Below are 13,262 nucleotides of genomic sequence, written 5' to 3' on the forward strand. Positions count from 1 at the left end.
GCACATTACCGCCCGGACATGAAGCCGTACGCCGATGCGCGGAGCGAGACCGGATGCACACGGGCGGTGTTTTCCCACTAGGCTTTCGGGTCCGGAACCTGGGGAGGCGCACGGACGATGCAGGCCGACACGACACAGCTACGGGCAGCCGCGACGAAGCTCCGCACCGAGGTCGCCGAACACCTGCGCCGGGCCGGGATCCAGGCCGGCGGGCCCGAACGGGACTTCCGGGTCGCCGGGGCCTTCGACGCGTACACGACGGCGGGCCCGTACCGGTCGGCGATCGCCGCCTGGGAGAAGGAGACCGAGGTCCTGGCCGAGGCGGCCCGGCAGCTGGCCGACGCGCTCGACGCGGCCGCCGCCGGCTACGACGCGTCGGACGCCCGCAGCGCCGGGCGGCTGGCCGGCAACCGATGAACGACGAGCTGGACCGGCTGCAGGACCTTCAGGACGACATCCATGAAGCGCACGGCGCCTGGGGCGCGAACGAGCTCGCGGAAGCCTGCGCCGCCGCAGCGGCCGTGCCCGGCTTCGGCGGTGACCCGGACGCCCTGCGCCTGATCGCGGACGACTGCCGGACCGTGGCCCAGTCGGTGGAGAAGGCCCTGGACGCCGCCGACGCCCTGCGCGAGATCGGCATCAGCGACGTCTGGGCCGGCGACACCCAGGTCAGCGCGAACGACGCCCTGCGGGCACTCGCCGACGACATGTTCCGGGCCCTGACGGCGTTCCGGCAGATCAGCGACCAGGTCCGCCGGCACGCCGAGCAGGTCCAGCAGGAGGCCGGCGACCGCGGGAACGCGGCCGCACTGGCCGACATCGCCGCCACCGTCGGCGCGATGAGCTGGGGCCCGGTGCCCAACCTCGAGTACGAGGGCGAGGTCATGCGCGACCAGCACGCGCAGGCGATCACGCACATCGACGGCCGGGTCGGCCGGCACATCGCCATGCGCAACGCGGCCGAGGACTTCGCGACGGCCATGCACGAGGTCGGGACGCAGGCCCGCACCGGCCGGCTGAGCGACTCCCCGCTGTCAGCGGTCGACGAGGTGGTGATCGCGGGAGCCGGCTGGACCCGGACCATGGTGCCGCGGACGCCGGTGCTGACCCCGGCGATGGACCAGCGGGCGGCCGAGGCCCTGGCCGCGCTGAGCGACCGGGACCGGGAGCGGATGACCGGGTTGCTGGCGGCGGCGTACTCGCCGGAGCACCGGGCGTATCTGCTGAAGACGCTGGCGGCGGGGTATGCGGTGGAGGAGGTGGCCGGGTTCGACCAGCTGATCGCCGGGCACGGGGACGACCCGGAGTGGCTGCGGGAGCATCTGAGCCCGCTGTCGATGGACGTCGAGAACCCGACTCCGGGCACGCAGCCCAGCCGCTTCGGTGCCGCGGAATGGCAGCAGGGTCCGCTGCCGACGTGCGTGGCGTCGTCGACGGTCACGGCCCGGGCCCAGGTCGACCCGCTCTACGCGCTGGCGCTCACCACCGGTGGTCATCCCGGAGATCCACAGTTCGACAATCCCGCCGCGTTCGCGGACCGGCTGCGCGACGAGCAGGTGCAGGTCTACGACGATGGCCGCGGCTGGTGGCAGAAGACGTTGCGCAGCGAGGGGATGACCGACGAGCAGTCCGAGACGATCGCCAACGAGGAGATCGCCCCGCGCACGGGCGTGAGTTACGAGGACGTGCAGACCCGCGATGCCGCATCGCGGGCGAGCGTCCTGCCGCAGATCGAGCGCGCGGTCGACGAGGGCCGGCCGGTCCCGCTCTCGGTCGACGAGGGCCGCGAGGGCCACCAGCTGCTGGTCATCGGTCACTCGGGCGACCGGCTGCAGATCTACAACCCCTGGGGCTACACCTACTGGATCACCGAGCGGGAGTTCACCGACGGCCACATCGACGGCCTCGACCCGGAGATCCCGCGCGAACCGACGGCCGTCCGCCTCCCCGCTGCGGCCCGCTGATGAGCCGCGGCGGACTGCGGACCGATGACGAGCTGCTCACCGTCGACGTCGCCGAGGTGGTGGCCGACGCCCTGCGCACGGCCGACCCGGCCCGGCAGTTGCTGATCAGCGCGGCCACCCCCGCGGCGGTGCAGGCGGTCCGGGCCGGCGTGCAGCCGGCGTCCCTGCGGTTCCTGGCTGAGGTCGTGCGGCGCGGCGGCATCGCCTTCGCCGCCGGTCTGCCGGAGCCGATGCCGACGCCGGAGCAGACCGGGGTGGTCGGGCCGTGGCTGGTCGTCGCGCACGGCGACGATCAGGTCTTCGCCCGCTGGCTCGACGCCGTCGCGGCGATCATCGAGGCCCGGCTCAGCCGACCGTGACCGTCCACGTCACCTCGCGGGAGAGGCCGCGGGAGTAATCGTCGCGGCAGCCCTGGAAGCAGTTGGCCAGCCTGATCCGAACCGTGCCCGGCGCCTCGGCGGTGTAGATGAAGTAGCGGGTCCCGGCACCCCCGCCGGCCTGCGGACCGAGGACGCGATCCCGGACGTTGCTCATGACCTTGCGGTCCTCGACGGCGGCGACGACACCGTCCGGGGTGACCGTGGCGGACCACGCGTCGCCGACGGAGGCGCCGCGGTCCGGGACGGCCAGGGAGAAGCGGTCGCCCTCGTCCACCTCGACGGTCAGGTCGGCCTCAGTGATCTTGGTGCCGAAGGTCGCGCGCTCCTGCAGGGCCACGGCGGCCCAGGTGCCGCCGGCCAGCAGGATCGCTACGGCGAGCGACCAGGACAACACCCTTCTCACCGGCCGGACCCTACTGAACCGGCGCTCCGGGCGCTGTCCCCTCCTAGTAGGGTTCGCTGCGTGAGTACCGCGATTTCGACCTCGCCTGCCTGGGGCATCGGCCTCGCCACCGTCACCGCCGAGGGCCAGGTGCTCGACACCTGGTATCCGAGCGGCTTCCTCGGCCTCGGTGCCGTTCCCGAGCAGGCGCCCACGCTGCCCGCCGGCCTCACCGGGCCCAAGGCGCTGGCCGGCCTGGCCACGGTCGAGGTACGGGTGGAGGTCGGCTCCCTCGCCGACCCGATCAAGGACGCCTCGGACGCGTACCTGCGGTTGCACCTGTTGTCGCACCGGCTGGTGCGGCCGAACGAGCAGAACCTCGACGGCATCTTCGGCATGCTGGCCAACGTCGCCTGGACCTCCGCCGGGCCGTGCCCGCCGGACCGGGTGGACGAGCTGCGCTTCATCGAGCGCGCCGCCGGCCGGCACCTCGCCGTCTACGGGGTCGACAAGTTCCCCCGGATGACCGACTACGTGACGCCTTCCGGGGTGCGGATCGCCGACGCCGACCGGGTGCGGCTGGGTGCGCACCTGGCCAGCGGGACCACCGTCATGCACGAGGGCTTCTGCAACTTCAACGCCGGCACGCTCGGCACCTCGATGGTCGAGGGCCGCATCGTGCAGGGTGTCGTCGTCGGTGACAGTTCCGACGTCGGTGCCGGCTCGTCGATCATGGGGACGCTCTCCGGCGGCGGCAAGGACAAGGTGTCGATCGGTGAGCGCAGCCTGCTCGGGGCGAACGCCGGCATCGGCATCTCGCTCGGTGACGACTGCGTGGTCGAGGCCGGTTGCTACATCACCGCGGGGTCGAAGCTGACCCTGCCGGACGGCCGGGTGGTCAAGGCCCGCGAGCTCTCCGGCGTCAACGGCCTGCTGTTCTGGCGCAATTCGGTGACCGGCGCCCTGGAGGCCCGGCCGCGCATGGGTACGGGCATCGAGCTCAACGCCGCCCTGCACGCCAACGACTAACGCAACGCCCCGGCGGCGACGGCCTTGACCGTGGTGGTCAGGGCCGTCAGCACCGTCGACTCCATCCGCCAGTACTGCCAGTAGAGCGGGATGTCCAGGTGCCGGCCCGGCGCCAGGTCGACACTCCGGCCCGCGGCGATGTCCTCGCGGGCTGTCTGCTCCGGGATCATGCCCCAGCCCAGGCCCAGCCGGATCGCCTCGACGAAGGCGTGCGCCGCCGGGACGTAGGTGACCGGCGGTTCCAGGTCGCCGCGGCCCAGCGCCTCCAGGAAGCGGTGCTGGAGGCGGTCCTTGCGGTTGAAGACGAGCATCGGCGTGGTGGCGAAACCGGTGAAGTGGCCCGGGGCGGCCACCGCCAGGTAGCGCATCGCGCCGAGCTTCTCCACCCGGCAACCCTGTACGGCCACGTGCTGTGCGGTCACCGCGGCCATCGCCGTACCCGCGCGCAGCAGTTCCGCGGTGTGGTCCTGGTCGTCCTGGTGCAGTTCGAAGCTCAGCGCCGGTTCGGCCGGCAGCGCGGCCAGCGCCGGCAGGAACCAGGTGTGCAGCGAGTCGGCGTTGACCACGACCGAGATCCGGGTCCGGCCGCCGCCGCCCGGTACGCCCCGGGCCGCCGCCAGGGCCTCCCGTTCGAGCAGGGCGATCTGGCCGGCCAGCCGGACGAGCGCCTGTCCCGCCTCGGTGGCCTCGCACGGCTTGGCCCGGCGGACCAGCACCTGACCGACGGCCTGCTCGAGGGCCTTGATCCGCTGGCTCACCGCGGACGGGGTGACGTGCAGCGTCCGGGCGGCGGCCTCGAAGCTGCCGCCCTCGATGACCGCCTGGAACGTCGCGAGCTGCACCGCGTCCACGTTCAGATTTCCTTATCTTCGTGAAGAACCTTTAGCTGGAGTACATCATGCCTCCGTCCTAGCGTCGATGTCGTGCTCACTTCCACGGTCGCCGGTTTCGCTGCCTCCCTCGTGCTGATCATGGCCATCGGCGCCCAGAACGCGTTCGTCCTGCGCCAGGGTCTGCGCCGGGAGCACGTACTCCCGGTGGTCGTGACCTGTGCCGTCTCGGACCTGATCCTGATCGCGGCCGGGATCGCCGGGCTCGGCGCGGTGGTGACCGCGCGGCCGACGGCCGTGACCGTTATCCGCTGGGCGGGCGCCGCCTTCCTGTTCACCTACGCCGCGCTGGCCGCGAAGCGGGCGTGGCGGCCCGGCACACTGAAGCCGACCGACCGGGCCCCGGCGACCCTGCGCGCGACCCTGTTGACCTGCCTGGCGCTGACCTACCTGAATCCGCACGTGTACCTCGACACCGTGCTGCTGCTCGGCTCGGTGGCCCAGCAGCACGCGTACCGGTGGTTGTTCGGGATCGGGGCGGCGGTGGCGAGCGGGGTGTGGTTCGCCGCACTGGGCCTGGGCGCGCACCGGCTGGCTCCGGTGCTCTCCCGGCCGGCGGCCTGGCGGGTGCTGGACGGTCTGATCGCGGTGGTCATGGCCGGAGTCGGTATCACCCTGCTTGTTTAGCAATCAATCGAACAATTTGCATGCATTCGGTAGACATGGGGCATGCGAAGACTCCTCGTATCGGCGGCGCTGGCCGCGGCATTAGTGGTGAGTGGCGCGGGCCAGGCGTGGGCCGCGCCGCCCGCCCCGGCTCCCGACGACGGCTGGTCCGTCACCGACGGCCAGCTGACCTGGCGGTCCGCCGAGCGGATCCCGATGGGTGACGCGGCCGTCGAGTTCTACGCCGGCGACCGGCTGCTGGGCCGGCCCCGGGCCGTGGACGACGACCGGACGTTCCGGTTGCCCCTGGAACACGCCGAGGACCTGCGTGACCTGGAGGTCCGCGCGGGTGGGCGGCGCCTCGACGCGGACGCTCCGGCCACGACCCGCAAGCGGGCGGCCGCTGTCCCGGCACCGCCGGTGCTCCCCCCGAACAAGGTCGATCCCGGGGTCAAGGGCCCGTACCGGACGGTCACCGGCGAGTACTCGCTGGCCGGGGTCAAGCTGCCGGAATTCCCAGAGCCCGTGGAGATGCAGGGGGTCGTGGTGGCGCCTCAGGGCGCGCCGGGCAAGCGTCCGCTTGCGTTGTTCCTGCACGGGCGGCACTACACCTGCTTCAAGGGCGCTGACGAGAACGCGCTGACCGGCGACTGGCCGTGCGGCGCCGGCACCGAGCCGGTCCCGAGCCACCGCGGTTACCTGCAGGCCCAGCAGCTGCTGGCCTCGCAGGGCTACGTCACCGTGTCGATCTCGGCGAACGGCATCAACGGCCAGGACTTCGCCGCCCCCGACGGTGGCGCCCAGGCCCGCTCCTCGCTGGTCCGCCAGCACCTCGCCCGCTGGGCCGACTGGGCCGGCGCCGGACGCGCGAGCGCCCCCGCCGTCGTGAAGTCCGCGCCGCGGACCGACCTGTCCAAGGTGTTCCTGATGGGTCACTCCCGGGGCGGCGAGGGCGTCAGCCGCGCCGCGATGGACAGCCTCACCCCGCCGCCCGCGGCCCAGGACGGCTACCGCGGCAAGGTCCGCTGGACCATCCGCGGCCTGCTGCTGATCGGCCCGACGATCTTCGGCCAGAACCCGGTGCCGGACGTGCCCTCCGCGACGATCCTGCCGGGCTGCGACGGCGACGTCTCCGACCTGCAGGGACAGATCTTCGTCGACGCCACTCGCGGGGTCAGCCGGGGCAAGGCCCTGCACAGCTCGCTGTACGCGATCGGCGCCAACCACAACTTCTTCAACACCGAGTGGACGCCCGGCCAGTCGGTCGCGCCGTCCTTCGACGACTTCTTCGACGAGACCGACCCGGTGTGCTCGGTGGGCGCCGCGACGCGGCTCACAGCGCAGCAGGAGCAGACCGTCGGGGCGACGTACATCGCGGCTGCCGCCCGGCTCTTCGTCGGCGGGGACGACCGGGTCCGGCCGCTGCTCGACGGCACCGGCGTACGCGCCCCGTCCGCCGACCCGGCCCGGGTGCTCAGCCACGCCATCGGCGCCGGACGCACGGCGGCGCTGATCCCCGACGAGTCCGTCCAGGTCACCGGCGGCCGGATCTGCGAGCAGGTCACCGACGACGCCACCAAGGCGTGTCTGAACACGGAGAGCTGGTCCAGCCCGTCGCCGCACTTCGTCCCGTTCGGCTTCGCCCGGGAGCCGGGCCGCTACGCCGTCGACCTGAAGTGGTCCACCCCGGGCCAGGCGGTCACGTTGCAGCCGACCCGGCCGGTCAGCGTCGCCGGCTCGCGGGAGCTGGCGATGCGGCTCGTGGTGCCGCCCAACACGACCGGCAACCGGTTCGGCGTGGCGGTCACCGACACCCCCGGCCGTCGGACTGTACTCGGCGAGGTCAGCCTCGACGGCCTGCCGGGCAGCGAGTACACGACCTCGCACTGGGGTCAGGAGGTGCGGGTGCCGCTCAAGCAGGTCCGCGGCGTGGCGAAGCTGGAGCTGATCCCGCGCAGTGCCACCGGCCAGGCCTGGCTGATCGACGCGTGGGGCTGGCGGCCGGGCACCCCGGCGGCAAAGCCCATCGCCCTGCCCCGCATCGACATCGGCGAGCTGAACGTCGTCGAGGGCGACTCGGGCAGCCGGACGTACCAGGTGCCGGTCCAGGTGACCGGGCGCGGCAACGGGCAGGTGCAGCTGTTCCTCACCGACGCGGCCACGTACGAGACGAAGTCCTGGCTGGTGACGGTGCGGCCGGGCAGCAGCACGATCCGGGTGCCGGTCGCGGTCACCGGTGACACGCTGTTCGGCGCCGAGGAGGGCTCGATCCTGAGCGCCAAGGCCGTCCGCGGCACGGTGATCGGGGACTACCAGGGCGGGATCATCGCGGCCAACGACGATCCCGCGCCGAAGATCACCGTCGAGCCGGTCGCCGACCGGGTCGCCGAGGGCGGAACGCTCACCTGGCGGGTCCGGCTCTCCACGGTGGCGGAGACCCCGATCTGGGTCACGGGCGACATCCAGCCCCCGGCCACCGGGACCGAGCTGTCGAGCACGGACGTGGACCCGACCTGGTTCACCGAGAACACGGGCGAGGACCCGTTGCCGTCCCGGCCGCTGTCGCAGACCTATCTGCTGCCGTATACCGGGGTGCAGGCCGGTGAGCTGACCGCCGACCTCAGCATTCCCACCGTGGCCGACGCCGCGGACGAGCCGGACGAGGTCGTGCAGCTGCTCCTGCGGGTGGCCAGCGGCGAAGAGGACGCGCCCGAGCTGGGCACGGTGACCGGAACCGTCACCGACTGACGCTCGTTCCGCTACCCCTCGGAGAACCTGACCATGTTCCCCGAGGGGTCGCGGAAGGCGCAGTCGCGGACCCCGTACGGCTGGTCGATCGGCTCCTGGATCACGTCCGCGCCCGCCGCCCGGACCTTCTCGAAGGTCTCGTCGCAGTTGTCCGTGCGGAAGATGATGCCCGGCAGCAGCCCCTTGGCCAGCAGATCCGCCGTCGCCTGCCGGTCCTCCGGCGAGGTGTGCGGGAAGTAGCCCGGGATCTCCAGCCCGATCTCCACCGGCTGCCCGGGCGCGCCCAGCGTGAGCCAGCGGTTGTCCTCGAAGGTCACGTCGTTGCGCACCTCCAGGCCCACGACGTCGCGATAGAAGGCGAGTGCCGCGTCGTAGTCGTGCACGACGAGGAAGCAGTGCGACAGCGAGACAGTCATGCCGACCACGCTAGGAGGGCCGGGAGCCGGCCGCTTCTCGAAACCGACCAGGTCGCCCCAGCTGCTTGAGCACGCAGCCGGGAATGGCGGCGGCGGCCCGGTGGTCCCGGGCGCGGTAGGCGGACGGCGTCTCGCCGACCAGGGCGGTGAAGCTGGCGCTGAAGGAGCCCAGCGAGGTGCAGCCCACCCGGACGCAGGCGTCGGTGACGCTGACGTCACCGCGGCGCAGCAGCGCCTTGGCCCGCTCGATGCGGCGGGTCATGAGATAGCCGTACGGGGACTCGCCGTACGCGGCCCGGAACCGGCGGCTGAAGTGGCTCGGTGACATGTGCGCGGTGCGCGCCAGAACGGCGACGTCGAGTGGCTGGGCGAAGTCACGGTCCATCCGGTCGCGGGCGCGGCGCAGCAGGCTCAGCTCGTCCACAGGGCCGCCCGTACCTCGTCGGCGAGGGCGCGGATGTCCACCGTCCGAGCGGTGTCGACCCGGAGGACCGGGCCCAGGGCCAGGGGTGCGGCGGCCGCCGCCCAGCCGGTCCACTCGGTGGCGAGCTTCTCCGCGTCGGCGTGCACCACGTGCCGCTTGCGCGCGATGTAGCGGGAGCGGGCCAGCTCGGCGGGGACGTCGCACCAGATCTCGGCGGTCGCCTTCGCACCCGAGCGGGCGAGGCCGGCGCGGGCCTGCTCGAGATCGCGCGGCCGGAACCACCACGAGTCCACGACCACCATCCCGCTCACCGCGGCGGCCAGGGTCCACACCGTGTCCATCGCCACCGCGCCGAGCTGCGGCACCTCGGTCACCACCGCGTCGGCCAGGGCCTCCCTGATCCGGTCCTGGTCCAGGCAGGCGGCGCCCAGCGCGGCGGCGAGCCGGGGCGCCAGGCTGCTCTTGCCCGATCCCGGCAGACCGTTCACCATCACCACGTCACGCGCCATGCCTGCACGATCGCACAGGCGCTTGACCCTCGAGCAGGTCGAGGCAGCAGGGTTCCAGGTGTGGAGAGCGACGACATGTACGGCATCGGGGAGATCTCGCGGGCCAGCGGGCTGAGCATCAGCGCGCTGCGCTACTACGACGGCGCCGGGGTCCTGGTGCCGGCCGAGGTCGATGCCACCACCGGCTACCGCCGCTACAGCGACGAGCAGCTGCGGGCCGCCCGCCTGGTGGCCGGCCTGCGCCGGGTCGGGATGCCGGTCGCCGGGATCACCCGCGCGGTGGCCGGGCTGAGCGATCCCCCGGCGGTCCGCAGGCTGCTCGACGAGCACCTGCGCCGGCTGGAGGACGGTCTCGCCGACGCCCGTCGTGAGCTCTCCCGCGTCCACGCCCTGCTGGATTCCGAGGAGACCACCATGACCCGGATCACCCTGCCCGCTGCCGCCCTGGCCGCCGCGCTCGACGCGGTCCGCTTCGCCGCCTGCACCGACCCGGAGCTGCCGATCCTGGGCGGCGTGCTGTTCGAGACCGAGGCGGCCGCGCTGACCGTGGTGACGACGGACCGCTACCGGCTGGCCGTCGCCGAGGCTGCCGCCGCCGTCTCGGGGCCACCGGCCAGGCTCGTCGCTCCCCTGCCCTTCGTCGACGAGTTGCGCCGGCTGCTCACCCGCGACGACGAGGTGGCGCTGATGCTGACCCCTGAGCTGCTCGGTGCGGAGGTCGGCGGCCGGCGCATCGAGGGCAAGCCTCTGGACGTCGGCTTCCCCGACCACCACCGCCTGGTCGACCTCGGGGCGGCCGGCAGCCGGCAGGTGACAGTCGACGTGGCGGCCCTGCGCGCGGCGGTCGAGGAGGTGCCGGCTGTGTCCCGCGAGCACGACGGCAAGCCGTTCGATCTCACCGTTCTGGCGCTGGATCCGGCCGGTTCGCTGCGGGTCGCGGCCGAGGCGGAGTGGGCCGCCGACGAGCAGGCGCACGTGGCCGTCAACCGCGAGTTCCTGCTCCAGGCGCTCGACGCCGGCGGCGCCGGCCAGCTCGTCCTGGAGCTGGACGGGCCGATCAAACCCCTGGCCGTACGCGGCAACGGCACCTTCTCGATCCTCATGCCGGTGCGCCGCTGACCTGCCTGACACGAGGGCGGGAACACGACACACTGGCCCGGTGGAAGACGACATCAGCGCCCGGCGGGCCGCCTGCACCGACTCTCTGCTCGGCAACGGCCTGGTCCGGCCGCCGGAGCTGCTCGCCTCGATCGACCGCGACGCCCGCCCCGACCTGTACGGCGAGGGCGGAGTGGTCGCCGAGCTCGAGGAGCACGTCGCCACGCTGCTGGGCAAGCCGGCCGCCGTGTTCCTGCCCAGTGGCACCATGGCCCAGGGCGCGGTTCTGCGGGTGCACGCCGATCAGCGCAGCAGCCGCACGATCGTCTGGCATCCCTACTCGCACCTCGAACGGCACGAGGGGCAGGGCTACGCGCGGCTGCACCAGCTGATCGGGCGGCCGGTCGGCGACTTCGAACGGCTGATCCGCCGCACCGACCTGGACAGCGTGGCCGAGCCGGTGGCGGCGCTGCTGCTGGAGCTGCCGCAGCGGGATCTCGGCGGGACCTTGCCGCCGTGGGACGACCTGGTCGCGCAGACCTCGTGGGCCCGTGACCGGGGTGCGGCCGTGCACCTGGACGGCGCCCGGCTCTGGGAGGCCGGGGCCGGCTACGAACGGTCGCCCGCCGAGATCGCCGCGCTCTTCGACACCGTCTACGTGTCGTTCTACAAGGGCATCGGCGCGCTGCCGGGCTGCTGCGTCGCCGGGCCGGAGGACGACATAGCCCAGGTGCGTGAGTGGCGGGGACGGCTGGGCGGGACGTTGTTCGCGATGTGGCCGGCCGCGTCGTCGGCGCTCGGGCTGCTCGACGCGACGCTGGCCGAGATGCCGGCGCGACTGGCCCACGCCCGGGCCATCGCGGCGGCGCTGGCCGGGATGCCGGAGGTCCGGGTGGTGCCCGACCCGCCGCAGACGCCGATGATGCACCTGCTGTTCGCGACCACGGCGGAGCGCTTCCGGACGAACGCGAGGCGGATCTCCGAGGAGACCGGGCTGTGGATGTGGCCGAACGCGGTCGAGACCGGCGACCCGGAGGTGGTGCGGTGCGAGCTGTCCGTCGGGCGGGCGACCCTGCGGCACAAGCCGGGAACCATCACGGAGATCCTCGCCGGGCTCTGCGCCTGAGAATGAGGTCGGGCATTTCGGCGTCCCCTGGCGGAATCGGGTGGGAATCGTAGAGTGAGGGTCGTGACTGACGACACCTTTCCGCTCGGCGACCGTTCGGTGCGACGGATCGGCTTCGGCGCGATGCAGCTCGCCGGACCCGGGGCCTTCGGGCCACCGCGTGACCGCGACACCGCCATCGACGTCCTCCGCAAGGCTGTGGAGCTGGGCGTCAACCACATCGACACCGCCCAGTACTACGGGCCGGACGTGGTCAACGACCTGATCCGGGAGGCGCTGCGGCCGTACCCGGAGGATCTCGTGCTGGTCAGCAAGGTCGGCGCGGCCCGGGACACGACCGGGCGCTGGTTGCCCGCGATGGAGCCCGAGCAGCTGCGGGCCGGCGTGCTGGACAATCTGCGCTCGCTCGGGGTCGACCGGCTCGACGCGGTCAACCTGCGGCTGACGGACGGCGAGGATGCGTTCGACGCGCAGCTCGAGGCGATGATCGCCCTGCGCGACGAGGGCCTGATCGCCGGCATCGGCCTGAGCAACGTGACCCGCGAACAGCTCGTGCACGCGGTCCAGCGCACCGAGATCGTCTGCGTACAGAACTCGCTGAATCTGCTCGCCCGCGAGTCGCTGCCGCTGCTGCGGGAGTGCCAGGAGCTGGGCATCGCGTTCGTCCCGTTCTTCCCGCTCGGCTCGGCCTTCGGCGGGGTCAACCGGCTGCTCACCCACCCGGACCTGATCGCGGTCGCGGAGCGGCTGGACGCCCGGCCGTCCCAGGTGGCGCTGGCCTGGCTGCTCGAGCTGGGCCCGAACGTGCTGCTCATCCCCGGCACCTCGTCGCTGGGCCACCTGATCGACAACATGACGACCCGCCGGATCCACCTCGACGACGACGCCCGCAAGATCCTGGACACGATCAGCGACTAGGGCCCGCGCGGCCAACGCGTCGGAGATTGTTGACATGTCGGGGATCTCCGACGCATTATGGCGTCATGCCTGACGGTGATGTGTTCGGGGCGCTGGCCAACCCGGTGCGGCGGCGGCTGCTGGTCGCCCTGCGGGACGGCCCCCGCGCCGCGGGCGAGCTGGCCGGGGACTTCGAGCTCAGCCGGCCCGCCGTCTCGGAGCACCTCGCCGTCCTGCGGCACGCCGGCCTCGTCCGCGAGGAGCCGCGCGGCCGGCACCGCTACTACCACCTGGCGGCCGAGCCGCTCGCCGACGTCCAGGAGTGGCTGCATCCGTTCGAGCGCTACTGGCGGGACCGTCTCGTCGCGCTGCGTGATCTCGTCGAGGAAAAGGGAGACGACCGGTGACCGACCGGACCGATATCGAGCTGGACCAGTTCATCGCCCGCGAGCCCGCCGCCGTCTGGCGCGCGCTGACCGAGCCGGAGCTGCTGGCCCGCTGGTGGGCCGCCGGCGACATCAAGCCGATCGTGGGCCACCGCTTCACCCTGGACATGGGCAGCTGGGGGCAGCAGCCGTGCGAGGTGCTCGAGGTCGACCCGGAGCGCCTGCTGGTCTACACGTTCGCCGAGGGCAGTCTCGACACCACCATCACGTGGCGGCTCGAGCCCGAGGGTGCGGGGACCCGGCTGTTCCTGCGGCACGCCGGCTTCGTGCCGGGCAGCATCTCTCTCAAGGGCATGGGCAGCGGCTGGCCCGGCCTGCTGCGGCGGATCGAGCCCGCCCTGGCCTGA

The 13,262-nt window shown here is 72.7% G+C and carries 16 protein-coding genes; 11 read left to right on the forward strand and 5 right to left on the reverse strand.

Going from position 1 to position 13,262, the window contains the following annotated elements; translation table 11 throughout:
* Positions 1-117 precede the first annotated feature (117 nt).
* The 3 genes from Aau02nite_RS26170 to Aau02nite_RS26180 are packed head-to-tail and all read left to right on the forward strand — an operon-like array spanning position 118 to position 2,323.
* Positions 118-417, forward strand: a complete 300-nt coding sequence (locus tag Aau02nite_RS26170; protein WP_212991200.1) for a type VII secretion target — start codon at positions 118-120, stop codon at positions 415-417.
* Positions 414-1,964: a WXG100 family type VII secretion target gene (locus tag Aau02nite_RS26175; RefSeq protein WP_212991201.1), complete on the forward strand. Its 1,551-nt coding sequence runs from the start codon at positions 414-416 to the stop codon at positions 1,962-1,964. Before Aau02nite_RS26170 ends, Aau02nite_RS26175 begins: the two co-directional genes overlap by 4 nt.
* The gene (locus Aau02nite_RS26180; protein ID WP_212991202.1) at positions 1,964-2,323 is read left to right on the forward strand and encodes a hypothetical protein; all 360 of its coding nucleotides are present in this window, start codon (positions 1,964-1,966) and stop codon (positions 2,321-2,323) included. The genes Aau02nite_RS26175 and Aau02nite_RS26180 overlap by 1 nt, the downstream gene beginning before the upstream one ends.
* On the opposite strand, the gene Aau02nite_RS26185 is transcribed toward Aau02nite_RS26180, so the two are convergent.
* On the reverse strand, positions 2,310-2,747 hold the full coding sequence (locus Aau02nite_RS26185) for a protease inhibitor I42 family protein (RefSeq protein ID WP_212991203.1): 438 nt from the start codon (positions 2,745-2,747) through the stop codon (positions 2,310-2,312). The genes Aau02nite_RS26180 and Aau02nite_RS26185 overlap by 14 nt on opposite strands.
* 60 nt (positions 2,748-2,807) lie before the next feature.
* On the opposite strand from Aau02nite_RS26185, the gene dapD reads away from it, so the two are divergent.
* Positions 2,808-3,755, forward strand: a complete 948-nt coding sequence (gene dapD, locus Aau02nite_RS26190; RefSeq protein WP_212991204.1) for a 2,3,4,5-tetrahydropyridine-2,6-dicarboxylate N-succinyltransferase — start codon at positions 2,808-2,810, stop codon at positions 3,753-3,755.
* On the opposite strand, the gene Aau02nite_RS26195 is transcribed toward dapD, so the two are convergent.
* Positions 3,752-4,606, reverse strand: a complete 855-nt coding sequence (locus tag Aau02nite_RS26195) for a LysR family transcriptional regulator ArgP (protein ID WP_212991205.1) — start codon at positions 4,604-4,606, stop codon at positions 3,752-3,754. The two genes, dapD and Aau02nite_RS26195, sit on opposite strands and share 4 nt — an antisense overlap.
* 72 nt (positions 4,607-4,678) lie before the next feature.
* Between Aau02nite_RS26195 and Aau02nite_RS26200 the strand changes: the two genes are divergently transcribed.
* Positions 4,679-5,272, forward strand: a complete 594-nt coding sequence (locus Aau02nite_RS26200) for a LysE/ArgO family amino acid transporter (RefSeq protein WP_212991206.1) — start codon at positions 4,679-4,681, stop codon at positions 5,270-5,272.
* A gap of 42 nt (positions 5,273-5,314) precedes the next feature.
* Positions 5,315-7,999: an alpha/beta hydrolase family protein gene (locus Aau02nite_RS26205; RefSeq protein WP_212991207.1), complete on the forward strand. Its 2,685-nt coding sequence runs from the start codon at positions 5,315-5,317 to the stop codon at positions 7,997-7,999.
* 11 nt (positions 8,000-8,010) lie between these two features.
* Here the strand turns inward: Aau02nite_RS26205 and Aau02nite_RS26210 are convergent, their stop codons facing one another.
* From Aau02nite_RS26210 to Aau02nite_RS26220, 3 genes are read right to left on the reverse strand one after another with little or no spacing between them, the layout of a single operon-like run.
* Positions 8,011-8,415 carry a VOC family protein gene (locus Aau02nite_RS26210; RefSeq protein ID WP_212991208.1) on the reverse strand — a complete coding sequence of 135 codons (405 nt, stop codon included), beginning with the start codon at positions 8,413-8,415 and terminating at the stop codon, positions 8,011-8,013.
* A gap of 10 nt (positions 8,416-8,425) precedes the next feature.
* Entirely contained in the window at positions 8,426-8,800 is a 375-nt protein-coding gene (locus Aau02nite_RS26215; protein ID WP_212991295.1) for a helix-turn-helix transcriptional regulator, read from the reverse strand.
* A gap of 26 nt (positions 8,801-8,826) precedes the next feature.
* Complete coding sequence (locus Aau02nite_RS26220) at positions 8,827-9,348, reverse strand: P-loop nucleotide/nucleoside kinase family protein (RefSeq protein ID WP_212991209.1); 522 nt, start codon at positions 9,346-9,348, stop codon at positions 8,827-8,829.
* Between the two features lie 75 nt (positions 9,349-9,423).
* On the opposite strand from Aau02nite_RS26220, the gene Aau02nite_RS26225 reads away from it, so the two are divergent.
* The 5 genes from Aau02nite_RS26225 (at position 9,424) to Aau02nite_RS26245 (ending at position 13,262) form a co-directional block, all read left to right on the forward strand.
* Positions 9,424-10,467, forward strand: a complete 1,044-nt coding sequence (locus tag Aau02nite_RS26225; protein ID WP_212991296.1) for a DNA polymerase III subunit beta family protein — start codon at positions 9,424-9,426, stop codon at positions 10,465-10,467.
* Between the two features lie 40 nt (positions 10,468-10,507).
* A complete protein-coding gene (locus tag Aau02nite_RS26230; RefSeq protein WP_212991210.1) occupies positions 10,508-11,572 on the forward strand; it encodes a threonine aldolase family protein in 1,065 nt (354 codons plus the stop codon).
* Positions 11,573-11,635: 63 nt separating this feature from the next.
* A complete protein-coding gene (locus tag Aau02nite_RS26235) occupies positions 11,636-12,490 on the forward strand; it encodes an oxidoreductase (RefSeq protein ID WP_212991211.1) in 855 nt (284 codons plus the stop codon).
* Positions 12,491-12,555: 65 nt separating this feature from the next.
* Positions 12,556-12,876: an ArsR/SmtB family transcription factor gene (locus Aau02nite_RS26240; RefSeq protein ID WP_212991212.1), complete on the forward strand. Its 321-nt coding sequence runs from the start codon at positions 12,556-12,558 to the stop codon at positions 12,874-12,876.
* Positions 12,873-13,262, forward strand: coding sequence for an SRPBCC family protein (locus Aau02nite_RS26245; protein ID WP_212991213.1), 390 nt, complete (start codon positions 12,873-12,875; stop codon positions 13,260-13,262). The genes Aau02nite_RS26240 and Aau02nite_RS26245 overlap by 4 nt, the downstream gene beginning before the upstream one ends.

The sequence above is a fragment of the Actinoplanes auranticolor genome, assembly GCF_018332655.1.
GTDB lineage: Bacteria > Actinomycetota > Actinomycetes > Mycobacteriales > Micromonosporaceae > Actinoplanes > Actinoplanes auranticolor.